The organism is bacterium (assembly GCA_016708025.1).
Taxonomy (GTDB): domain Bacteria; phylum Zixibacteria; class MSB-5A5; order GN15; family FEB-12; genus FEB-12.
Genome location: JADJGQ010000001.1, coordinates 806,310 through 828,844 on the forward strand (window position 1 = coordinate 806,310; position 22,535 = coordinate 828,844).

Genomic DNA, 22,535 nt, shown 5'->3' on the forward strand with positions numbered 1-22,535 from the left:
TGGCGACCCCCACCCCATTGCCGGGTATAACCACAAATCAGAACGGACTTTACAAGAGGCCAGAGAACCATATATTACCGGCTCTGCTGAGGGATAGATAATTGAATGAAAGAATGGCTTAGAGGTATCGACAGGACCAACGCCCTGATTGCGTTGGGAGTTTGGATTGTCGGCATAGCGGTCTATCTCAAGACCATGGCGCCGACCATCACCTTCTGGGATTGTGGCGAGTTCATCGCCGTGTCCTATATTCTGGGGATTCCGCATCCGCCAGGCACGCCGCTGTATGTCCTCGTTGGCAAGGTCTTCACATTCAATCCATTCATAGCAGAGCCTTCCGCCCGGATCAATTTCCTTTCGGTGCTCAGTTCATCTTTCACAACGCTTTTCACCTATCTCTGTGCAGTCCGACTTCTGCGCTACTGGCAGACAGACAAACAGGATCTCTACGCCCGGATCACCTTGTATGGCGGTGCCGCAGCCGGCGCGCTCTTTTTTGCCTGGAGCAAAACCCACTGGAATAATTCGACCGAGGCCGAGGTTTACGGTCTTTCGATGCTGATGTTTATGGGTGCCGTCTGGCTGGCACTAAAATATTACGAAACCTCGGATCAAGCCGCCGCCGATCGAATCATGCTGGCGATCGTCTATATCGCTTTCCTCGGGATCGGTGTCCATATGACCACCTTTCTGGTTCTGCCGATCCTGGCGCTCTTCTTCATACTGAAGAAAGGGACTCCGGTTCGCTACTGGTTTATGGCCGCCACGCTGTTGATACTTGAACTGTATCTGATCTTCGCGCTTTCTTCGCGCCCCAACGAGGTTCCGATCTATCTCCCGCTCTTCATTGTTTTTGTGATCTATTTGATGTACCTGCTGTCGACACCATCGATCCCGCGTCTACTGATGTATATCGCCGGAGCATGGCTCGTAGCCTCGGTACCGATCCTTGGATCGATCTCAACGATAATCCGCTCGGCCGGTGGAAGCAGCGCCATACCGGCATCGGGACTGCTCAATATCATCGGGATGATCGGCTTCATAGCGCTGATCGTTCTGGGTGTGATCGCGCTGCTGACCTACCTTCGCCAGCGAAACTCTCGAGTTGAAGACCCGGAACCTGAACTTCTCACTGCGGCTTTGTTTATTCTGGTCGCCTCGCTTATGGCCGGGCTGTTATTGATCGGCGTTCGCGGCTATTCGTCTTTCCTTTTTCTCTCCGTGATTCTCATGGGAGGGCTCGGCTTACTCCTCCGGCAATATATTCGGTGGCCGATATTGATCGCTATTGCGGGGGTGTCGCTCGTCATGATCGGCATTTACCCGTATATTTGGGGATCTCTTGCGGCTGCGGCACTGGTCCTGGTGTTGGGGCTGCTCTTCAATGTGGCCGGATGGCGCGCCGCTCTGCTGGTGTTGGTGATGGCGGCGGCCGGGTTCTCGGTCCATTATTTCATCTGGGTTCGGTCTGCGCAGAAACCGTATATCAATGAAAATAACCCTTCCCAGAGTTGGGATCAGATGCGCGGGTTCCTCGAGCGCAAGCAGTATGGCAGTCAGTCGATGACCGAGCGGATGTTTGAGCGCCGGGGAGAGTGGGAAAACCAGTTTGGTGCATGGCGCCGGATGGGGTACTGGGGATTTTTCCAGAACCAGTACGGCATCAACGGCCGGGCATTTTTTGCGGTCTTCATCCTCGGTGTGTTGGGACTCTGGGAAGCGATCCGAAGGCGATCGGAATTGGGGCTGGCTTTGGCCTTACTGATCATCGTCTCTTCTATCGGCTTGGTTTTGTATATGAATTTTGCAGATGGAACCAGACAGGATCCGATCACGGGAGAGGACTATCTGGAGGTTCGGGATCGCGACTACTTCTTTACACCGGCCTACGTTCTTTTCGGGATGGCGATCGGAATGGGGATCACTGCTCTGGTGCAGTTTATCCGCGATGCGCTGGGACACTTCAGCGGGCCCGCCCGACAGGTGGTACTTGGCTCGCTCCTCGTCCTGTTCCTTCTGCCGACCTTCGCTCTCGCGAAAAATTACTACGAGTGCGACCGAAGCGACAATTGGATCGCGCACGACTACGCCAAGTCACTGCTTTCTTCGGCCGATCAGAATGCGGCGTTTTTCACCTACGGAGACAACGACACCTTCCCGCTCTGGTGTATGCAGGAGGCGTATAAATACCGCAAGGATGTCAAACTGGTCAATCTCTCCCTGGCCAACACTAAGTGGTATATCAAGCAGGTCCAGGAGTACATGGGGCTCGATCTCGGCATGACCGAAAAACAGATCGACGATATGCGCCCGTTCCGCACTCAGGATGGCCGTTCCTTCTATTTGAATAATCAGGTGATTGACGCTATCATCACGCACAACCGACACCGGGTGCCAATCAATTTCTCAATCACGGTTGCCAATGATGCGCGTAAATACCTTGGACGGCCGGTCGACTCGCACCTGACTCTCAGTGGCCTGAAGTGGCGACTGGGTGACACAGCCGATGGTCCGAAGATGGCGGTAGATGAAGGGTTGAGATACTTCCATGACCTGTCGCAGTTCCAATTGCGCGGTATATTTGATTCCACCGTTTACAAGGATGACAACCAGCTCAGGCTACCGCGGAATTTCTCGAACGCGATGATAATGGTGGCGGATTCGCTCCGCAAAGCTCGTCGTCACCCCGAGGCGATCCGCTTGCTGGAGTACGGTTACGAAGTCCTCCCGCTCGATAACGAATTGGTCAATTACCTTGCCGGCCTGTATACTGATATCGGCCGCGAAGATGGCCTGCGCAAGCTGTTGGAGCGATCCGCAGGTGGGGACCCGAAATGGCTGTCCGTCCTGTTGGGGAGACAGATGCGCGCGGCCAGGAAATTTCAGGAGGCCGAGGCTACACTCAACCAGGTCTTCATCGGTGACCCGACCTACCGTGCGGCGTATGAAGAACTCTGCATGCTGTACAATGACCAGCAGAATTACCGGATGCTTCGAGCGACACTCGTGACCTGGGTCAAAGCCAATCCTGGCGATACTGAGGCATCGGAAATGTTGACGCGTCTCGATGAATTCATGGCCACTTATAAGAGTACCGACACCGGCAAATGAATATACTCGCCCTTAACTGGAATGACCTCAAGAATCCGTTTGCCGGTGGGGCAGAGGTGCACCTCGAAGAGCTGCTTCGGCGGTTGGTCAAATACGGCCATCAAGTGACTTTATTCTGTTCGGGATGGGAAGGCTGTCCGGCCGAGGAGCAGATTGAAGGGATCCGGATCATCCGACGGGGAAATCGCTACAATTTCAATCTGATCGCGCCACTGCACCTTCGGCGACTGGCGAAGGAGAATCGGTATGATCTGTTGATCGAAGATATCAATAAGATCCCGTTTTACACGCCGGCCTATCTTGATCTAAAGACCATGGTGGTTATTCCTCACTTGTTCGCCACGACCGTCTTTCAGGAGATCAATGCAGTCCTTGGCACGTATATCTATCTTGCGGAAAAACCGTTGATCTCAGTCTACAAGGGGAGACACTTTAATGTTATCTCCGAATCAACTGCCGCTGAGATCGAGGCCCGCGGCGTCCCGCACAAAAATATCTCGGTCATACACTGCGGGATCGATAGAGAGCTGTATTCGTATCGTGCAGACATCACCAAGTTCGAAAAGCCGACTGTGCTTTATCTCGGTCGTCTCAAGAAATACAAATCGATACAACATCTGATAGTCGCTTTCAATCAGGTGAAAAAGCAACTGCCGGATGCCCGCTTAATGGTCGTCGGGACCGGCGATTATCTTCCGGAGTTGCAGAAGTTGGTCCTGTCGCTTGGCCTGAGAGATTCAGTGGAGTTTCCCGGCTTCGTCACGTCGGCCGACAAAGTCGAGAGGATGCGTCGTTCGCATGTGTCGGTCCTCCCCAGTCTGAAAGAAGGGTGGGGGTTGACCAATATCGAAGCAAACTCAGTCGGCACGGCGGTGGTAGCGGCCAATACTCCCGGTTTGCGCGACTCAGTTCGACACAACGAAACGGGATTGCTGTATGAGTACGGTGACACCAACCAACTGGCGTCGCACCTCCTGTCTATCTTGACTGACCAGCCGTTGCGTGAACGGCTCCAGCAGGGGGCACTCGCCTGGGCGGCACGGTTCAGTTGGGATGATGCCGCGAAGAAGTTCGATTCGCTGATCACCGAATATGTCGCGGGGCGTCGATGACTCGATCGAACAAACGGACGCTCTTTGTTCTGCTGGGGATCGCCATTTCGATCGGTCTGCTCTGGATGCTATTTCGTAAGATCAATTTCGCCGAACTGGGACAAGCGCTCGCACAGGCAAACTACTGGTGGCTTCTTCCCAATATGGCCTTGGTCGTGTTCGCCATGTATCAGCGGGCCTATCGCTGGCGCTTTATGCTGGCCCCGATCAAGCAGGTCAAATACAGCAATCTTCTCGCGGCAACCTCGATCGGTTTTATGGCGAACAATGTCCTGCCGCTCCGACTCGGCGAATTTGTACGAGCATACTCGCTGTCATATCAGGACCCCGAAATCACCAAGTCCGCCTCTCTGGCCACGATATTTGTCGAGCGAATGGTTTTTGACCTGGTCGCTCTGCTGTTGATCTTTGGCGCGGTCCTGCCATTCTCGCATTTGCAGATCCCCGAAGAGATGAAGTTCGGTACGACGATCGCCGTCGCGATCGCGCTCCTTGGTGTGGCCTTCATGCTGTTGATGGCGCACCGGCCGGCGAAAGCGGGGGAGATGATGACCCGCTATCTCTTTTTCGCGCCGGAATCAGTTAAGTCGCGCATCAAAGACATCGTGCTGCGCTTTGCGCGTGGTCTCGAATTTATCACCGACCCAAAGATACTGGGTTCGGTCACACTCCAGACGATCCTCATCTGGATATGTATGGGGATCTCCAACTACTTTGTTTTCCTGGCATTCGGGTTTGATCTGCCGATTTCCGCTTCCTACGTGCTATTGGTGGTAGTGTCGGTTTCCATCCTGATCCCATCCTCGCCAGGGTTTGTCGGTGTTTATCATGCCGGCACGGTCTGGACCTTGCTCTCCTACAATATCAGCCGTGAGCAGGCGCTTTCCTTTGCGCTGGTGCTTCACGCCGCCCAGTATATCCCGATAACTGTCATGGGGTTCTACTTCCTGCGGAAAGAACATTTGTCGCTCAAAAAGCTCGAAGCTGATGCCGTCGCCGAGGATGTCGTCTGATTCCCGCGACCATCGCGACAAGTTCAAACTTGACACTCTACCTCTATTTCCGTTACCAATCTGGCAGAAAGACAAAATGCTGCCATGAAAAAACTCGCTTTAGCCTTCGTCCTGCTTCTCGCCCTGTTAGCGATCAGCTATGTGACCTCGCTCAGGTCACAGGCCAAGCTGAAACAACAGTATGATCAGGGATTTGAGCGGGGAAATCAGGAGACAGTTGAAGCGACTCGACGCGCCGATTCGCTCCGCACGGCGATGGAGCAGTCAACCAGCCGGTATCAGGAGTCTTTGAAAGTGGTTCAGGCGGAGTATGCGTCTGAGACTGATTCACTCCAGTCCATCATATCCGACAAAGACTCCACCATCCTGGCGCTGAAGCAAAAAGCGAAAGTGACCAAGGCATCGGCATCCAAGCCAACCACAAAGCCCGCGGCATCGCAGGCATCCTTAAATCACACACAGATACTTAACTACTATAAGCGGCGGTTGGGTGATCTTCCCAAGGACCTCTCCGAGTATGAACGACGAGTCGCCCTGACCGAGCTGCGTGATGAAACCGCCCGCAAATTTGCCATATCGCTGGGGGAATTGGACAAGATACGTCAGAACAATAGTCTGAAGGACTGACCCTGCACGCGAGGCTACTACTTGCCAAGCCGTAAGATACCTGAAGCTCTGGTGGAGCGGCTTTTTGTCGAGTCCAAAGCCAATGAGGATTCGATCTATGCCAATGGCTACTATGTGGCGCTCGATGAGAAACGTCGGGCAGAGCTGATCGCCAAGTTTACCTGGCATGTGAATCACTCACTCTCTCCACGACAAAAACAGGTACTTAAACTGCATCTGATCGGTTATACCGAACGGGAAATAGCCGCCAATTTAGGGGTGACCCAGCAGGTTGTGCACATTTATAAGATGCGTGCATTCAATAAATTACATGAAAAGCTAAGTTAAGTCGGTGTATGTCAAAGCGCCCCCTATTAATAAGGGGAGTGACGTGCGAATAGTAGACTTCGGTGACCCATTGTGGTCTCGATTTGAAGGAGGTGGTAGCGTTCAGTAGACGGCATCCCTTACTTTCACTGCAATCTACTGTCTTGTTTTTGGGTAACTACTTCAAGGTAGAGGGGAAGAAAGAATAGGGAGTTGCACATGCCAAAGAGAAAAGAGGCCGAAGTATTTGCCGATGTCGGCAAAAAGGATTGCTGGCATTCCTACAGCCTTCAGGTACTTGCACCGGGCAAGTTCGCACGTGTCGTAGGAAACATTCTTAAAGGGAATTATGTGTTGGTCAACTCAAGGATGGAGGATAGAGCCTCCGCCTGACCGTTGACGCAAGTGGTTCAAATCCTGAACTGCCAGCAGTGACGAACTGACCCTGTGGTCAGGAAAATAATGGGCCGGTTGCCAAACCGGCCCTTTTTGATGCCGATAACTCCATGATTTTCACTTGACTAAGCCTGACATGCCCCCTTCATTGGCGACCGTGCAGACAACCCTGATTTACTATTCAGCCATACTTTTCATCGCCGCTTTTCTCTTCGGCCTCCTGACGTTGGTCCGGAAATGGTCGGATGAATGGCTTCACCTCTTCATTTCGTTCGGAGCCGGGGTATTTCTCGGGGCAGTCTTTTTTGAACTGCTTCCGGAAGCAATGGCGGTTGATCACCGCGAGATGGTGGGAATCGCCATTCTGGCGGGTTATCTGCTCATTTTCTTCGTCGAGAAGTTCCTCTTCAGCCGGGCGGGGAGTGGCGAGGTCCACAGCCACCGGGTGATCTCCATTGCGGCCTTCATCGGGCTCTCTGTCCATTCGCTGATCGATGGTTTGGGGATGTCTGTCACCGCAGTCGACCCGCACCTTGGACGGACCGTTTTCTATTCGATCCTGGCGCACCATCTTCCGGCGGCGTTTTCAGTCGGTTCGTTATTAACCCTCGCCAGAATCAAGAAATCATCCGTGGTGGGACTTCTGGCGCTATTTGCGGCCATGCCACCGCTCGGGGCGCTGTTGTTCGCCCCTTTGGTCGAACATAGCTCTGAACAGACCTACTCGATGATCGTAGGCTGTATGACAGGCACTTTTCTCTATGTCGCTACTGGTGATCTCCTGCCGGAGGTCTTTCACTCCAAATCGAAACGGTGGCAAAATCTCGGTCTGCTGGTGATCGGTTTGGTGGTTATGGCGCTGATCGGATTCGGCTTCGAACATGTCCATTAAAAGAGTAGTGAACTAACGGTTCGGGCGCGGGTATAACCTCGAAACCAATGGGGTAGAAGATCTTGAAATCAACGTTCATGCAATTACTGATCCTGCTTCTGATCTCGTGCGCCGTCAGTATCGGCGTTAACGCGGTCTCGCCAAATGGCATTGACCTGATCGGGAAGTACCGCGACCTTTCCAGCTCCGAAGGACCGATCGTCCCGCCGACCGCCGAACCGAGTGATCCGCCTTTCATCGACATAAATGTCGCCCAGATGGAACATGCCGCCGGTCAGGCGTTGTTTGTCGATGCCCGCAATCCGGAAGACTTTGAATGCTCAACCATCCCGGGATCGGTCAATCTCCCGTTTGAGATGCTTCCCGAGGGTGACCTGGCGCCATTTTTCGACTCTGTCTTAGCGGCCCCCAAAGACCGTATGCTGATCGTCTTTTGCTCGGGAGAGGAGTGCGATCTCTCGCTGCACCTCGGGCGCAATCTCCAGCTTCAGGGATATACCAATATCGCCATCTTCTTTGGCGGAGCGAGAGAGTGGGAGAAGTTTGGGCTTGATGTCGAGCGGAGGAAGCAGTGCGAATAGTTCACAACGATTATCTGACCATGCTCTCCCGCCTGGTGATTGGCATCATGCTGATCTATGCATCGTTCTACAAGATCATCGAACCGGCATCCTTCGCCAAAGCGATCTGGTATTATCATCTGGTCCCCGGCAACCTAATTAATCTGATGGCGCTGATCCTCCCGTGGCTGGAATTGATATGCGGACTTGGGCTGATCCTGGGGATATTCTACCAGGGGGCAAAAGTCTGGACCGCGCTCATGATGGTGATGTTCATGATCGCACTCGCTTCGACCATTGTCCGGGGGATCGATATTGACTGCGGATGCTTTAAAGCGTCGCAGGGAGCGACCGGTTCGGCCTGGAACTCCCTGATCTTTGATCTGGTCGCGATGCTGTTTGTCATTCAGATGATGATCAGCAAATCGCGACGGTGGTTGATCTGCCCCTGATGATCAGGGGAGAATGCGCGGCGTGATCAGGATGATCAGGTCGGTGGTCGATTTCTCTTTCGATTTGTGAGTAAAGAGCGCGCTTCCCAGAAGCGGAATATGTCCCAGGAAGGGGACGCGCTGGGTTGTTTCAATCACGTCTTCTTTCAGCAATCCACCTAAAGCGGCCGTTTCTCCCTCTTTCACCGTGATCCGGGTCTTGATCGAACGGGTCGCCGTAATCGGCTTCTGATTGCCCGAGGGCCCGCTGTATCCGATGATATCTTCGACGATCGGTTCGACATCCAGCGTGATATTCCCATCCCCATTGATCCGCGGCGTTACTTTCAATGAAATGCCGACCTCGAAATCCTGGAACGTGACGATATCCTGCGTGGCCGCAGCTTCGGTGAATCTATTGATCGTCTGGATCGGGATGACGGTCGCGATTTTGATCTCAGCTTCGTGATTCTCAACAGTCGTAATGCGAGGATCGGAGAGCAATTTGGAGTTTCCATCCTGATCGAGCATATCCAGAACTGCCGTGAGCTGGTTGACCGAAAGCGTTCCCCAGACCCAGCGCCCGTCTTCGAGATTCATGGAGCCCATCGCGCTTGAAGTTGATGTCTCTCCTTCGGTACCGGTCGAAGTACCATCGCTTGCCCCGGCTATCTTTCCGGAGATGGCTGTCGGCCATGAGAAACCGAGTTGGGTATCGTTACTCACCTTTGTCTCGACTATGCGGGCCTCGATCTGGACGATCCGCTCGGGGATATCAATTTCGGCAACCAATCTGGCCATATCATCCACCACCGAAGGATAGTCTGTGATCAGGATCCGATTCGGGTGGTAGGAGGATGTTGTGCCGGAGGATGCACCGGTGACATCGGTTCCGACTTTGTCCAGTATGATCACCTGTCCTTTGGCGGATTTGCGGGAATCGAGCGCGGATTTCACCGTCACTGGGTCGCTGTAATTGAGGCGGATCACCCGGGAGGCCAGGATATCTGCCGATGCTTTTTCAACCGAAGTGATCACGACGACATTATCTCGAATGACATAGGCGAAGCCATTGGAGGTCAGGATCGCATCGAGCGCGGTCTTGAGATCGACATCTTCCAACTGCAGAGAGATCTCTCCCTGGATATCGTCACCCATGACCAGGTTGAGTTTGTTCTGGGTGGCGATCATCCCGAGTACCTTGGTCAGCGGGACCGACTCAAGCGAGATGCTCAATCTCTGCTGGGTATCCAGTGGAGCTGCACCAGCCGAAATTGTCGCGGCCAACAGAAGTATGACAGTAAACTTTTTCATATGCTCAACCTTTGGTTACCTTCAAAGCGACATGGCTGCCGTTGATCGACAGCGTGACCGTCTGTTTTTCTATCTTAACGACCCGGGCCTGATCGATCAGGTCGCCGACTTTGACCATTTTGCCGTTGATAAAGGCAAATGGGGTAGTGCCGTTGTCAATTATTCCGGTGAGCGACCATCCCTGGCGGTTTGATTTGGTCGTGGTGGTTTTGCTCTTCTGGCCGGAGACAGAACGAGATTCGGCCGTACGACTGATCGACCCGCTGAAAGGATCCCGCCCCCATCCCTCTTTTCGCTTAGCCTCGACATCGAATGAAACCTGCGCTGAGGCAGCAGTTACCGGAGCAGTCATTTCCGTCGCCGCAGGCGTTGCGGGCTGCAGGACAATTTTCCGGGGCGTCATCAGATTCCAGGCTCCCCAGATCACGGCCACCACCAGGATGCCGTACATCATCTGCTTGCGGCGTTGTTCGGTCATGACACTTCCTCCACTGTCATGCCAAGCAGTGCCTTAAATCCGAGCGAGTAAGTCACCTGTTCGCCGCTGTCTATATCGCGGGCAACCACACAGGACTGGACTGATCGGAAGTACGGGGCCCGTTCAAGCGTCTCAACATATCGACCGAAATCGATGAAATTCCCTTTAAGGACGACTGTCAAAGTCAGGATCTGCGGTTCGCCTTCACTTGGCAGTGCCCGATTCAGCTCCAGCAGTTCATTGACCGGCGGGGTGATATCGATCAGACGGAGCCCATTGTCCCTGGCACTTCGTTCCAGTTCATTAAACAGCAGCACCAGGTCTTCCTTGGCATAGAGATTGGAATTGGCCAACTGCAATTTTTTCTGCAGTTCCGCACGTGATTCGATATAAACCGGCAATTGCGCGATAGTAGTTTGGTACTCTCGAAATTGCGCCTGGGCAGACTCAACCTCGGCGCTCAATTTGGCCTGCTTGCTGTTCTCCGGGATGAACAGCAGGAAGATCCAGGCGACCGTGATCGCTAATGAGACCACGATGGTAATAGTCAGTCGGCGGGTCATTGGACACCTCGCATCGACATACTGAAATTCAGGTACGCTTTGCCATTCTCGGTTCGTTTGGTGTAGCGCTGGATAGTCACTGACTCAAAAAGCGGCGAACGCTGTAACGTCTCTACATACTCCGCCAGGATCACTTCGGGAGGGAGCGAACTTGAAATGACAAGCCCGTCCATGGCGATATTCTGGCTGGGGTCTTCGGTCTGATAGTTCAGATTCGCCAACTGGATCTCCTGCGGAGTCCGGTTGGATATCTCTTTGAGCAGGAGCGCAAAGTACGATGGTGCGCTCTTGATATTCTCAAGATACCGGTTACCCGCGGCTATCTCGCGCTTGAGCACATTATAGGTGTCGAACAGCGTCGACTGCTGGAAGCTGGCGATCTCGTTGTTGATATTCTGCAGACGGGACTTGGTGGCCGAGGTCTTCACGCTGAGTGAACCGTAGAAGATCATCAGAATCACCGCGAGCGCCACCGCTCCAAAATAGGCGGCTCGCTCAAGCCGTTTGCTTTTGGTCCGGCTCATCAACTCGGCAGGGATCAGGTTTGCTAACCCGACTGAGCAGACTGCCGAGGCAAGTACCGGCAAGCAGACCGACATCTCTTCCAGACGACCGCGATCACCAGAGACAGGCACACTCAGAGTTTCGGTCGGGAAGCGGCGGAATTCGTAACCAAATCGGTTATGCAACAATTCCAGCAATTCATCGGTGTAGGCCAGGTCGCCGTGAATGTATATCCGGGTGGTGAAAAGACCGGAATACTGACCCGTGTAGAAGTCGAGTGAGTTCTGGATCTCGCCCGCCAGCGATTCCGCGAAATACTCAAATACGGTCGGATCGGAGCGACGCGCCAGGAATGACGAGCCAATCGAGCAGTTGTGGTAGAATTCGAGGTTACTGCCGCGATAGTACGAGATCTCCGTCCGCGTTTTCTCAACATTGATCAACGTGTAATGCTGGTCCTGACTGTAATCCGGCAGGAACCGGAGCAGTTGGCCTATGACGTCGTGCGTATGATACACATGCGCGACGTCATACCCCAACTGGCGGAAAGGAGCCAGCCGTTCTTCGATCGCTCGATTCGTGGCCGCATGCAAAGCGACCTTGAGCGTGACCTTTGATCCGGACTGAATGCGGCTGACCGGACGGAAATCAAAGTGGCACTCGTTGGGTGGGAACGGGACCTGACGTTTCGCTTCAAAATTAACCGCGGATGCCAGCGCGCGGGAAGAGAGCTCAGGCATGTTGAAGACACGAAACGCCGTTTCGGGGCCGGAAGCGGAAAGGGCTATCTCCGCATGACTGCCGCCATGTTCGCCGACGTACTTAGCGATTGTGTCGGAGATAAAGGCGGCGCGAGCTTGTTCGCTTTCACTCTGAGACGGGAAATACAGCTTGCGGGCATCGATCAGTTTGCTTTCGACACCAAGCTGCGAACTACAGCCAAGCTGGATGCCGGACTGGTCGACATGGAAACTGATCTTGCGTTTGAATCCGAAAGTCGGTTTGGCACTGATCGGGGTCTCAATATAGCCGGCTTTCTGCTGCGGATCATCCGCAACAGCCGGTGCCGACTTGGTTGCTCGCTTGAAAATGTTTAGCCCGTTCATATGCATACTTTCGTCAGAACGTAACCACAAGACTGTCAGACCCACCGGTCGACATGATCCGCCGCGTTGCGCGATCGTAGCTGTAATTAACTCCCCAGGCATCCTGGAGATAACTTCCACCGGCGCTGTCGATATACGGGCCGTTCCAGCCGAGTCGCGTCAGCTTGTTGTAAGCTGCAATAGAATCCGGCTTTGCAGCGAGATCCTGCAGGCGCGATGGGGCATAGCCGAGGTCACCCTCAAAGCCGCGATCAATATACTCTCCTCCGGCGGTCGCCGAGGGATTGCCGATGATCGCCTTCTTCAGGCTTTGCATTTCATCCACGGTGGCCGTGACCTTGGCGTTCGCTGTCAAGTCGCCAAAGCGGGGGACAGCAAACGCGGCGATGATCCCCAGGACCACGATAACGATAACAAGCTCGATCAGCGTAAAACCGCGCCGATCGAGCTTTGAAATCTGCATGGATGGATGCGAAGATCGCATTCCGTTTACCAGGCGTTTTCCCCGGCGACGTTGGTGTTCGGCCAGACTTCGCCAGTGCTTGGCTTGTACGCCCAGCCACCGCGAGCGCCGACAACCACGCCTTTGGTCACGCCAGTGACGATCGAGTCGGGAGCGTTGGTGTCAGTCTGATACGGGTTTTTCGGGATCGACTGAGCCATCACGGTGTCAACCGCCGCAAGCTGAGCCACGGTCGGCCAGGTGGCGGTGCCGGTCACAACAGCCTTGTTGGCGTAGAAGATCGTGATACCGGAACGGAGCGCACCAAGCGCCGCACGCGCAGACGCTTCTTTCGCCTCGGACGTGATATCCTGATACCGCGGAATTGCTACCGCCGCCAGAATGCCGAGCACGACAATGATGATCACCAGTTCGATAAGGGTGAAACCCTTCTGGTTGTTTACACTAGTCAGACGCATGTTCTCTCCTTGTCTGCACAGGGTCATAGGTCGATTTATCTTATGTCACTTTATCGGCAAATTATGCTCAATCCTTGAGCATCCCTCACCCCTTGAACACCTTGATCAGGTTCCACATCGGCAGGAACATGGCCAGTGCCAGAATCAGGACGAACACCCCCATTACCACGGTCAGGATCGGCTCAATTATCGAGGTCATCTGGCGACTCCGATACATCACCTCTTTAGAGTAGTGATTGCCGACCTCTTCCAACGTGCGATCCAGAGATCCCGACTCCACACCAATTGCCATCAATTGTAACGCCATCTCGGGGAAGTACTTAAATTGGTCGAGTGAGCTGCCGATGTCCTGGCCCTTGCGAAACAGCTCTTGGAGGATCACCAGTTCGCCAGAGATCGCGGAGTTCTTGATGGCACCAGTCAGCAGGTCAATCGACTTGATGATCGGAATTCCAGAACGGAAGAGAATCCGGAACATCAGCGAAAAGCGGGCGACATTACTCTTGATTATCAGATCACCAAAGATGGGAAGCGATACCAGCTTGCGATCAAACCAGGCCCGTCCATTTGGATTATTCAGCATCTGGCGGAAGCCAAAGACCGAAGCGGCAATCAAAGCCAGGGTGTACGGCCAGTAGTTCGTCAGCAAATTGCTGGCGCCTATCAGCAGACGGGTGGGGAGCGGAAGCTCGGCAGAAAACGCGCTGTAGAAATCTATGAACTTCGGAATGACATAAACCATCATCACGGTGGCGGCCGCGAACAGGATGCCAACGACAATGAGCGGATAGCGAGTGGCGGTCTTGAGCTGACGCGCGATCTCCATCTCCCGTTCGAGCATGATCGCCAGCTCATCCAGGGTGACATCGAGCTTGCCCGACTCTTCGCCGGCGGCGACACCGGCAAGATACACTTTGCTGAAGAGGTCAGGATAGTCAGACATCACTTCCGAGAGCTGTCGCCCTGATTCGACTCCAACGCGAAGCTGGTTGATCACGTAATTGAACCGGCCATTTGCCTTGCCGATCTTCATTAGCGTCAAAGCGCGCAACAGCGGAATACCGGCTCGATACAGCGTGGCCAGTTGATTAGTGAAAGTGATCAGATCTTCATAGGTATGCCCCTTGAGCATACCGAATAGCGTGAGGGGGCGGCGTTCCTGAAGTTGTGAAATCGTGATCGGGAGCAGACGCTGCTGGGTCAGGTATTCTTCGACCTGTTGAGCGCTGACGGCCGCAATCACACCTTCTTGCGTACTGCCATCGACTGCCACTGCCTGATACTTAAATTGCGCCGGCATGGCTCGTACCTACTCGTGATTGGTCACCGCTATGATCGAAGTAATCTTCGATGTTGGAGGTCTCTTTGAGCAATTCTTCAAGGCAGATCAGTCCGCTGGTCAGTTTTTCCAGTCCGGACTCGAAGAGGGGGACATAACCGAACCGGCGTGCCTCGGTGCGCAGCCTGTGGAGCGACGCTCCCGACAGCATCAGATCGGCCAGCGGCGGGGTCACTTCCATATACTCGAATATGCCGGTCATCTTCTGATAACCGGTGCCGCGACATTGACTGCATCCGGTCCCGCGCTTGAACTCAAGCGCATCGGCCAGATCCTGAAGGCCGGACCGTCTCAGCAACGCATCCGGAGGGCGGTATGTCTCAAGGCAATTTTTGCAGTTCAGGCGGATCAGGCGCTGGGCCAGCACACCCTTGATAGCGGCAACCACCAGATAATTCTCCACACCGATATCGATAAGGCGTGTGATGGCGGAGGGTGCATCATTGGTGTGAATGGTCGAAAAAACAAGGTGGCCGGTCAGTGCCGAGCGAACTGCCATCTGGGCAGTCTCTCGATCACGGATCTCGCCGATCATGATGATATCCGGGTTCTGGCGGAGGATCGAGCGGAGCGATGCCGGGAACGTGAGTCCCGCCTTCTCGTTTATCTGCACCTGATTGATGACCGGCATCGAATACTCAACCGGGTCTTCAACCGTGATGATGTTTTTTTCGATCGAGTTGATCTCCTGGAGAGTCGCGTACAGAGTGGAAGTCTTTCCACTGGAGGTCGGTCCGGAGATCAGCACCAAACCTTCGGGCTTATGAATGATATTGGTCCATGCCTCCTGCATCGATTCGCGGAAACCAAGCTGGCGGAAAGAGAGGAGGAGGTTGCGGCGATCCAGAATACGGATAACGATCTTCTCTCCGTGAATGGTCGGCAGAGTGGAGACACGAAGGTCGACCGGCATGTTGTCGACCAGCATCATAAAGCGGCCATCCTGCGGGAGGCGCTTCTCGGAAACATCCAGATCAGCGGCGACTTTAATGCGCGAGATCACTTCGTTTTGCATGGATTTCGACGGAGAGGCTTCTTCACGCATATTGCCGCTGACACGGTAGCGAATACGAAGGGTTGTCTCATCCGGTTCGATATGGATATCGCTGGCACCTTCATTCACCGCTTTGGTGATGATCAGGTTGACCAGTTTGACGATCGGTGATTCGGCTTCCCCTTTGTCGGTGACCAGGACCGAGGTGATCCGGCGGTCGGCATCATCGGAACGACGGGTCCCCATGATCTCGTGAAGTGAATCGGCGACGGAGTAGTACTGGTCGATCGCCTGCTTGATTTCGGAGGACTTGGCGACCGCGCGCTTGATCTCATAGCCCGACTGATATTTGATCTCATCGAGAGCGATGATATTCAGGGGATCTGCCATCGCCAGCGTCATGGTCGTGCCGATGACAAAAATTGGTATAACGGTGTAACGACGGGCTGTCTCTACCGAGATCAACTGAGTGACTTCCGGGGAGAGCACCATCGAATTGAGGGAGACTTGTGGAATGCCGAGGCGTTCCGATATGGTATCAATGAGTTGGTCTTCAGTGATATTGCCATGTTCGACCAGGATCGCACCGATACGTTTACCGGTCGTCGCCTGTTCCCGGAGGGCATCCTCCAGGACATCGGACGTGATAAATCCCTTATCGACCAGCAGGTCGCCGATTTTCTTGCGCGTAGTTACCATGTTGAGACTGTTACTTTCGCTTTCGTTATCGGCAGAAATCGCCAATATTTTACGCGACAAACTGTTGCCTCAGTCGCCGGTTTGCCGCTATGTTACCGCGGAAAGGAAAGTTCACTCTCTGGCCAGACTACTTGCACAGCTTTTCTGGATCGTTCTGATTCTCTCGGCTGCCTCCGTTTCGGCTCGGTCCGGCGTGAATGTGTACGGGACGGTCACTTCGGAGAAAACCTCTGTCATTGAAGAGGATACGCTGTCCGAAGACGATGGCTTGGTCATTGACAGCCTGGTCATTGATAACCGGGATATCTACGACACCTCGGACCCACGATACGACAACTTCCTCTTCCGGACCGCCAACAAGCTGCACATTGTCACCAAAGAAACGGTCATCCGGCGCGAACTGCTCCTTGCCGTCGGTGAACCTTTCGCCGCGGCCAGAGCGGAAGAAACCGCGCGTAATCTCCGTCAAAAATGTCGGCTGGTGGATGCCTGGGTTGAGACGGAAATGCTATCGGATGGTCGGCTCCTGGTGCGAGTGGTAACGATCGACCAGTGGAGTTTGTTAGGTGGCGCAGAGTTTTCCCGCGATGGCAATCGGAGTCGCTATAAGATCGGTTTTGAAGAGAGAAATCTGATCGGCTACAACCAACTCCTCGGATTTGATTGGGTGGCACAGGAGGGGGACGATAACTACACTCACAGTAAATTTCAGGATTATCGATTTTTCGGCAAACCGATCATGGTCCTTGCCGAACATAATACCGACCCACGCAGTGAGCTCTCTCAGTTTGCGCTGATCCGCCCTTTCTACAGCCTTGAACAGCATCTCTATTGGAGCGCAACCATATCTCGAACCGGCGGGCGTCGCGATGTCTACCTTGACAGTGAGCGAACCGGGTATTGGAAGAGTCGGGCAGACCTGTTTGATCTGGTAGCGGAATACCGATTTGGCAGTCGTAACACCAAGATCGGAGTGGGGACCTGGTACACCTATCATGCCGACAAGGTGACCGAGAGCTTCGGGCACGGGTTTGAGGTTCCTCAGGATTCACTCTATCACATCCCAGCGTTGTTGCTGAAAGGACTGCACACTGACTACTTGCGCCTCCGCCGCATTTCGAATTTCCAGTTGCTCGAGGATGTCTCACCGGCGACCGGGATTGAACTACTGGTCGGGCGGGCATTCAATTCGGATTTCAGGAGCCATGTCTACGATGTGTTTGATGTCACCACTCGTTTCGGAGATCTCTTCGGCCACAACCTGATCCTGGCATCACACCAACAAACGTGGTGGCTGAAATCAGGTAGCCAGTTGCGGAGTCGAGGGATCAGCAGTCTACGCTATTACAATAACGGGCTCTCGTTTCTTACGGTGGCCGCTCGGTTACAATATCAGTCTGACGAATACGAATCACTGGAAACGCCCCTCAAGTTGGGGGGGACCTCCGGGCTTCGCGGCTATGACGAATACGCCTTCACCGGGGACAGGGCCGGGACATTCAATCTCGAAACCCGGTGGTTTCCGGGATTGGACTTTTTGTCAGCGTTGATTGGCGGCGTGCTTTTTCTTGATACCGGGAAGACCTGGAAGCGTGGAGAGTCGTTTAATCTGAATGACTTGCAGTACTCGGTCGGGGGAGGATTGCGAATCTCGCTAGAACGGGCGACCCGGTCCGAGATCATCCGGATCGATTGCGCTTTTCGCGAAGACGGGATAGTTCAGGTCGCCTTTGGCACCGGGCAATTTTTCTGACCCCTTTCCTCTTGACAAAATCTTGAATCACAATACATTACCGTTAGTCGCGGAAACATAAATACAACCGCTAACAGTCTTCGCACTACTTCCTCCCGCCGAGACCTGACGGGAGATTTACCGTTGGTTGCCGAACATAGTCAAAGTACGCCGTCACGATAATACCGCGCCAGACTGAGCCGGTTGAAAACCTGGAGATCGTAGGGAGCCATATGAAGGGACCCATCGTAATTGCCATTACTATCATGCTGCTCGTTGCCGCATCGGCTGTGGCTTCGACCGGACATTCCCACCTTTCAGACAAAGACCCGATCGGCGCGATCGAACGTGATTTCGCCGCCGGTCAATTAACCTACAGCCAGAAAGCGCTGCTCCAGATCAAAGCAATCAAGCGCCCGACCGAACTTCCAGCCAAATACCAGCTTTTTGATGCCGCCACCGGCATGAGTCACTCGCGTTGTGCGACCGATGCCATTGTCGATATCAAACAGAATTGGTCACTCCTCGATCTGACCACCCAGCAGGAGATCACCACGCTGTTGCAGCGTTGGTCAACTGCATTCACCTATAATTCGCCGGGCGGGTTCTTCAAACTACATTACGATATCAGCGGCACCAATGCCGTCCCTTCTGCCGATGGTAACGGCAACACCATCCCTGATTACGTCGAAAAATGCGCCGCCTATATGGATACCTCGCTGGCTAAACACCAGGCGATGGGCTATCTCAATCCGCCATCCGATGGTTCCCTTGGTGGAGACGGACTTTTTGATGTCTATTTTGAATCAATGGGGTACTACGGCTATGCGGTCCCGGAGGGAGCCGGTCCCAATCCGTGGCCCGACTACTACAGTTATTTAGTGCTTCATCGCAATTTCCTCGGATTCCCGAACAACGACGATCCTGAAGGTAACCAGGCCGGTGCGGCCAAGGCGACCGCCGCCCATGAGTTCCATCACTGCATTCAGTTTGCCTATGACGGCAACGAAGCAAGCTGGTTCATGGAACTGGATGCCACCTACATGGAAGATATCGTATTCGATCAGGTCAACGACAACTACAACTACCTCGACAGCTACATGGATGATCCGCAGATCAGCCTCATGGATCAGACCATTCACATGTACGCCTCATTCGTTTGGGGAATGTATATGGCGGAGCGGTTCGACACGACACTTATGCGCGCTTGCTGGAATGGTGCCCGCTATAAGTCGGTCTACGACGCAATGTCGGACTCATTGGTTGCGATGACCGGATACACGCAGGATTCTGCCTTCGCCGAATTTGCGGTATGGAACTATTTCACCGGGTCCCGCGATCTTGGGCAGCACTATCTGGAAGGTTCATTTTATCCAGCTATGACGGTGGACCGTCAGCACACGATCTATCCCACCAATAACCAGACCAGCCCGGTCAGCCCGCAGGGATATGCCGCATGCTACGTTGAGTTTTATCCAACTGCCGCGACAGGAAAATTACGCGTGACCTTCGATGGCGGCAATGCCGTCGAGTGGGGCGCCTACCTGATCAAGTTCACGACCCCGACAACCTATACCACTGAAAAGTTCTTTTTGACCGGGCCGAATTGGGTCGACACTATTGATGTGTTGAACTTCAACACCTACCACAAGGTCGTTCTGGTGGGAGCGAATGTCACGCAGTTCGGGGTATCTTCCGCATTCAACTATTCTGCCGCCATAGCCCAGCCTCTGGAGATGAGCAGCAGCATCGGCGGTGGATCGCCGGTCTATTCCGGTGGACAGCGCACCTGTAGCGTGCTGGTGAAAAATACCGGGACTATCAACAACTCAGTGCGGGTCTCTTACAGCGATGCGCTCGGCTGGGTAACAACCGGGAACCAGTCGCGCTTCCTCGTACCCGGAGACAGTTCATTTGTGACTTTCCCGGTTCAGCCACCCCAGGGCACACCCCTAGGCTCAAATTCATATGTCACCGCTCAGATCGTCTCGCTCATTGACACCACCGTCACGCAAACGAGAAACACGAATGCGACCACGGTCCTTTATCGCGGCGATGTCAATTTCTCGGGAAGCATTGATGTGAGTGATCTTTCCGTGCTCATCGCCTATGTGCTTGGATTGGGCCCGCAACCCCAACCGAGTATCGAGGCCGGAAATATGGACTGCGCGGGAGGTGTGGACCTCAGCGACCTGTCGTATATGATCGCATACATGATCCTCGGCACCGGAGGGAGTCCCTGTAACCCATACTAGGTAGCCGACATAACCGGGACATTTTAGTTGACATTGTTGGGGGCTGCAAATATCCTGTAGGCAACAGGTATACAACACATTTGCTGGCATCACACGGACTGTGATGGCTTTGAGAGGGGGAACCCGGTGGAAAATAACTTCCAAAACAGGGTTCTTGTTTGCAGCGAATGTCGTGAGGAGTTTGTTTTTACTGTTCAGGCGCAGCAATACTTTGCTGAACGAGGTTATACAGAGGATCCCAAACGCTGTAAAACCTGCCACCAGCAGTACAAAAGGACGCAACGCGGCCAACATCACGACATGGAACATCAGGAAATCCAACTTCCTGAGTGAGTCGATTGAACAGAAAAATTAACCCCGGCTACTAGCCGGGGTTGATCAGAGAGGAGGGGGAAAGGGACACTCGCGTGTCCCATCGGAACAGGTCTGTCTAATTATCGCATCAAAACCATCTTCCGCGTCATCTGCTCGTAATCTGAAGTGAATCGATAAAGATATATCCCCGAAGCGACTGGCTGACCGTCATCGGTCGTCGCATCCCAGGTCAATGTCGTTTCGCCTATCGGCGCCCGATCAGAGTAGAGACGGCGCACTTTCTGCCCAGTCAAATTGTAAATGTCAACCGTGACATCCTGCGACACGATCAGTTCGAACTTGATCACTGTCGACGGATTAAACGGATTCGGATAATTCTGGTCAAGTGTCGCCGTTACCGGTAGGACCGACGGCGGGTCATCCTCGGTTCCCGATGCCAGGGTGACGATCAGGTTTGCCTGGATTATCTGGCCGATCGTCGCTATAGACGATACCTGGACATTGGTGGTCGCACCGGCATACGTGGTAGCGGCCGGAGTCGAGGAATCGGAGAACGTGGTGTTATTTGTATTTCCAGGGAACGGATCGCCGCCATCGCCGGCATCCACCTTATGCTCCAATTCATACAGGCCGTCTGCCTGTTCCAGCGCAACACCGTAGTGGTTGGCGGCTGTTTGGCCGGGCCACCATTCCTGCGAATTCGGAGTTCCACCCGCATTTTTGAGATCATCGATATGCCATATCAACAGGCCGGTCGATGGCAGATAGGCATCATAGCCAACATGCTGACGATTCTCGACCAGGAAGTAATTGGTCGTAATCAGGCCACCAGTCCACATGCGATAGATCGTTCCACCAGCCTCGACATTGGTGATCTGCTGGTTTGACAGCGGAGTCGTCACATTGGTGGAAGTCGCAAAGCCCATATCGATACGGCACCAGGCGGACGGATGCGAGGGGGATCCGCCACGGTTAGAGGGGCCATTCCAGCTTCCATAGGACATCAGGCACCAGCGGCCAATACCATTGGAGCTGTTGTCGGTGTCATACAGGTCGGGCAACCCAAAGCCGTGGGCCAATTCATGCGCATACACGCCGATGGTCATATCGCCGGGATTGGACCAATACTCCGGCTGCATGGTATAGTTGAAAACTCTCACGCCATCGAGAAGGCGCGGAGTGATACCCCACTTGTGCGACCAGATATCGGTATTGGCGCCGGTGAATTCCGCGCCACGTCCGGAGTGGATCACCATGACGACATCGACGTAACCGTCACTGTCATTATCATACTGAGTATAATCAACCAGTGGATTGATCTGATCTACCAGATCTTCGACCAATTTCTGGGAGTTATTCGGGTAAGAACCGAGACCCTGCGCATTATTGACATAATAAGCGTAGGTCTGCGGAGCGGTCCGCCAGCCGAGCGATGACGGCATATTGACCGTCACGATATCGATCTGCGCATACGAGACCTCATCAAAGTAGTCCCGCACGGTATTGCCTGAAGTACTGAAGACCAGGGAATCGAAAAACGTCGCACTGACCTGGCTGGCATGGTCCGAGAACTGAACCAGGATCGCCAGGATACGGAACGGCGTTCCGGCAGACGGGGAGAGCGATGCTTTCGCCTGACTGCGGGCCGCAGCCAACGCACGTTTCAGCGACTCGTCGGGAATACAGACGCCTTTGGCCTGTAATTCATCACGATGTTCGATATAATAGCTCGGGGCCTGCTTGCCCGCCGCTGTACTCTGCACCAGGTCAGGATGCGGTGGCATCGCCAGAGCTGATAACACGCCACTGAAAATGAAAAGCGTGGCGAAAATGAAAATTCGTGCGGTGGTCTTCATCTCTATCCTCA

The 22,535-nt window shown here is 53.8% G+C and carries 20 protein-coding genes and 1 pseudogene; 12 read left to right on the forward strand and 9 right to left on the reverse strand.

Features of this window, described 5'->3' with window-relative positions; genetic code table 11:
- The first annotated feature begins 105 nt into the window (after positions 1-105).
- From IPH75_03505 to IPH75_03545, 9 genes are all read left to right on the forward strand, one after another.
- Complete coding sequence (locus IPH75_03505) at positions 106-3,111, forward strand: DUF2723 domain-containing protein (protein MBK7141134.1); 3,006 nt, start codon at positions 106-108, stop codon at positions 3,109-3,111.
- Positions 3,108-4,223 (forward strand): glycosyltransferase family 4 protein, encoded by a 1,116-nt coding sequence (locus IPH75_03510; protein MBK7141135.1) that lies wholly within the window; start codon positions 3,108-3,110, stop codon positions 4,221-4,223. The genes IPH75_03505 and IPH75_03510 overlap by 4 nt, the downstream gene beginning before the upstream one ends.
- Entirely contained in the window at positions 4,220-5,236 is a 1,017-nt protein-coding gene (locus IPH75_03515; protein ID MBK7141136.1) for a flippase-like domain-containing protein, read from the forward strand. The genes IPH75_03510 and IPH75_03515 overlap by 4 nt, the downstream gene beginning before the upstream one ends.
- 84 nt (positions 5,237-5,320) lie before the next feature.
- Positions 5,321-5,863: a hypothetical protein gene (locus IPH75_03520; GenBank protein ID MBK7141137.1), complete on the forward strand. Its 543-nt coding sequence runs from the start codon at positions 5,321-5,323 to the stop codon at positions 5,861-5,863.
- Between the two features lie 21 nt (positions 5,864-5,884).
- The gene (locus IPH75_03525; protein ID MBK7141138.1) at positions 5,885-6,190 is read left to right on the forward strand and encodes a hypothetical protein; all 306 of its coding nucleotides are present in this window, start codon (positions 5,885-5,887) and stop codon (positions 6,188-6,190) included.
- A gap of 198 nt (positions 6,191-6,388) precedes the next feature.
- Entirely contained in the window at positions 6,389-6,562 is a 174-nt protein-coding gene (locus tag IPH75_03530; protein ID MBK7141139.1) for a hypothetical protein, read from the forward strand.
- A gap of 160 nt (positions 6,563-6,722) precedes the next feature.
- Positions 6,723-7,457: a ZIP family metal transporter gene (locus IPH75_03535; GenBank protein MBK7141140.1), complete on the forward strand. Its 735-nt coding sequence runs from the start codon at positions 6,723-6,725 to the stop codon at positions 7,455-7,457.
- A gap of 77 nt (positions 7,458-7,534) precedes the next feature.
- Positions 7,535-8,038 carry a rhodanese-like domain-containing protein gene (locus IPH75_03540; GenBank protein ID MBK7141141.1) on the forward strand — a complete coding sequence of 168 codons (504 nt, stop codon included), beginning with the start codon at positions 7,535-7,537 and terminating at the stop codon, positions 8,036-8,038.
- A complete protein-coding gene (locus IPH75_03545) occupies positions 8,029-8,469 on the forward strand; it encodes a DoxX family membrane protein (protein ID MBK7141142.1) in 441 nt (146 codons plus the stop codon). The genes IPH75_03540 and IPH75_03545 overlap by 10 nt, the downstream gene beginning before the upstream one ends.
- A 3-nt stretch (positions 8,470-8,472) precedes the next feature.
- On the opposite strand, the gene IPH75_03550 is transcribed toward IPH75_03545, so the two are convergent.
- The 8 genes and pseudogenes from IPH75_03550 to tadA form a co-directional block, all read right to left on the reverse strand.
- On the reverse strand, positions 8,473-9,762 hold the full coding sequence (locus IPH75_03550; protein MBK7141143.1) for a hypothetical protein: 1,290 nt from the start codon (positions 9,760-9,762) through the stop codon (positions 8,473-8,475).
- A gap of 4 nt (positions 9,763-9,766) precedes the next feature.
- A complete protein-coding gene (locus tag IPH75_03555) occupies positions 9,767-10,240 on the reverse strand; it encodes a hypothetical protein (GenBank protein ID MBK7141144.1) in 474 nt (157 codons plus the stop codon).
- Complete coding sequence (locus IPH75_03560) at positions 10,237-10,803, reverse strand: hypothetical protein (GenBank protein MBK7141145.1); 567 nt, start codon at positions 10,801-10,803, stop codon at positions 10,237-10,239. Before IPH75_03560 ends, IPH75_03555 begins: the two co-directional genes overlap by 4 nt.
- On the reverse strand, positions 10,800-12,413 hold the full coding sequence (gene pilM / locus IPH75_03565; GenBank protein MBK7141146.1) for a pilus assembly protein PilM: 1,614 nt from the start codon (positions 12,411-12,413) through the stop codon (positions 10,800-10,802). The genes IPH75_03560 and pilM overlap by 4 nt, the downstream gene beginning before the upstream one ends.
- A gap of 364 nt (positions 12,414-12,777) precedes the next feature.
- Positions 12,778-12,876 (reverse strand): annotated as a pseudogene (locus tag IPH75_03570) (prepilin-type N-terminal cleavage/methylation domain-containing protein).
- 26 nt (positions 12,877-12,902) lie between these two features.
- Positions 12,903-13,361: a prepilin-type N-terminal cleavage/methylation domain-containing protein gene (locus IPH75_03575; protein MBK7141147.1), complete on the reverse strand. Its 459-nt coding sequence runs from the start codon at positions 13,359-13,361 to the stop codon at positions 12,903-12,905.
- Between the two features lie 58 nt (positions 13,362-13,419).
- Positions 13,420-14,634: a type II secretion system F family protein gene (locus IPH75_03580; GenBank protein MBK7141148.1), complete on the reverse strand. Its 1,215-nt coding sequence runs from the start codon at positions 14,632-14,634 to the stop codon at positions 13,420-13,422.
- Positions 14,618-16,366: a Flp pilus assembly complex ATPase component TadA gene (gene tadA, locus IPH75_03585; GenBank protein ID MBK7141149.1), complete on the reverse strand. Its 1,749-nt coding sequence runs from the start codon at positions 16,364-16,366 to the stop codon at positions 14,618-14,620. Before tadA ends, IPH75_03580 begins: the two co-directional genes overlap by 17 nt.
- Here tadA and IPH75_03590 point away from each other — a divergent pair.
- The 3 genes from IPH75_03590 to IPH75_03600 all read left to right on the forward strand — a co-directional run bounded on the left by IPH75_03590 (position 16,365) and on the right by IPH75_03600 (position 20,686).
- Positions 16,365-18,119 (forward strand): hypothetical protein, encoded by a 1,755-nt coding sequence (locus tag IPH75_03590; protein ID MBK7141150.1) that lies wholly within the window; start codon positions 16,365-16,367, stop codon positions 18,117-18,119. The genes tadA and IPH75_03590 overlap by 2 nt on opposite strands.
- Before the next feature lie 212 nt (positions 18,120-18,331).
- Positions 18,332-20,353, forward strand: a complete 2,022-nt coding sequence (locus IPH75_03595; protein MBK7141151.1) for a dockerin type I repeat-containing protein — start codon at positions 18,332-18,334, stop codon at positions 20,351-20,353.
- Between the two features lie 126 nt (positions 20,354-20,479).
- Complete coding sequence (locus tag IPH75_03600) at positions 20,480-20,686, forward strand: zinc-ribbon domain containing protein (protein ID MBK7141152.1); 207 nt, start codon at positions 20,480-20,482, stop codon at positions 20,684-20,686.
- A gap of 101 nt (positions 20,687-20,787) precedes the next feature.
- Here IPH75_03600 and IPH75_03605 read toward each other — a convergent pair whose 3' ends face one another.
- The gene (locus IPH75_03605; protein MBK7141153.1) at positions 20,788-22,524 is read right to left on the reverse strand and encodes a M6 family metalloprotease domain-containing protein; all 1,737 of its coding nucleotides are present in this window, start codon (positions 22,522-22,524) and stop codon (positions 20,788-20,790) included.
- Between the last annotated feature and the right edge of the window lie 11 nt (positions 22,525-22,535).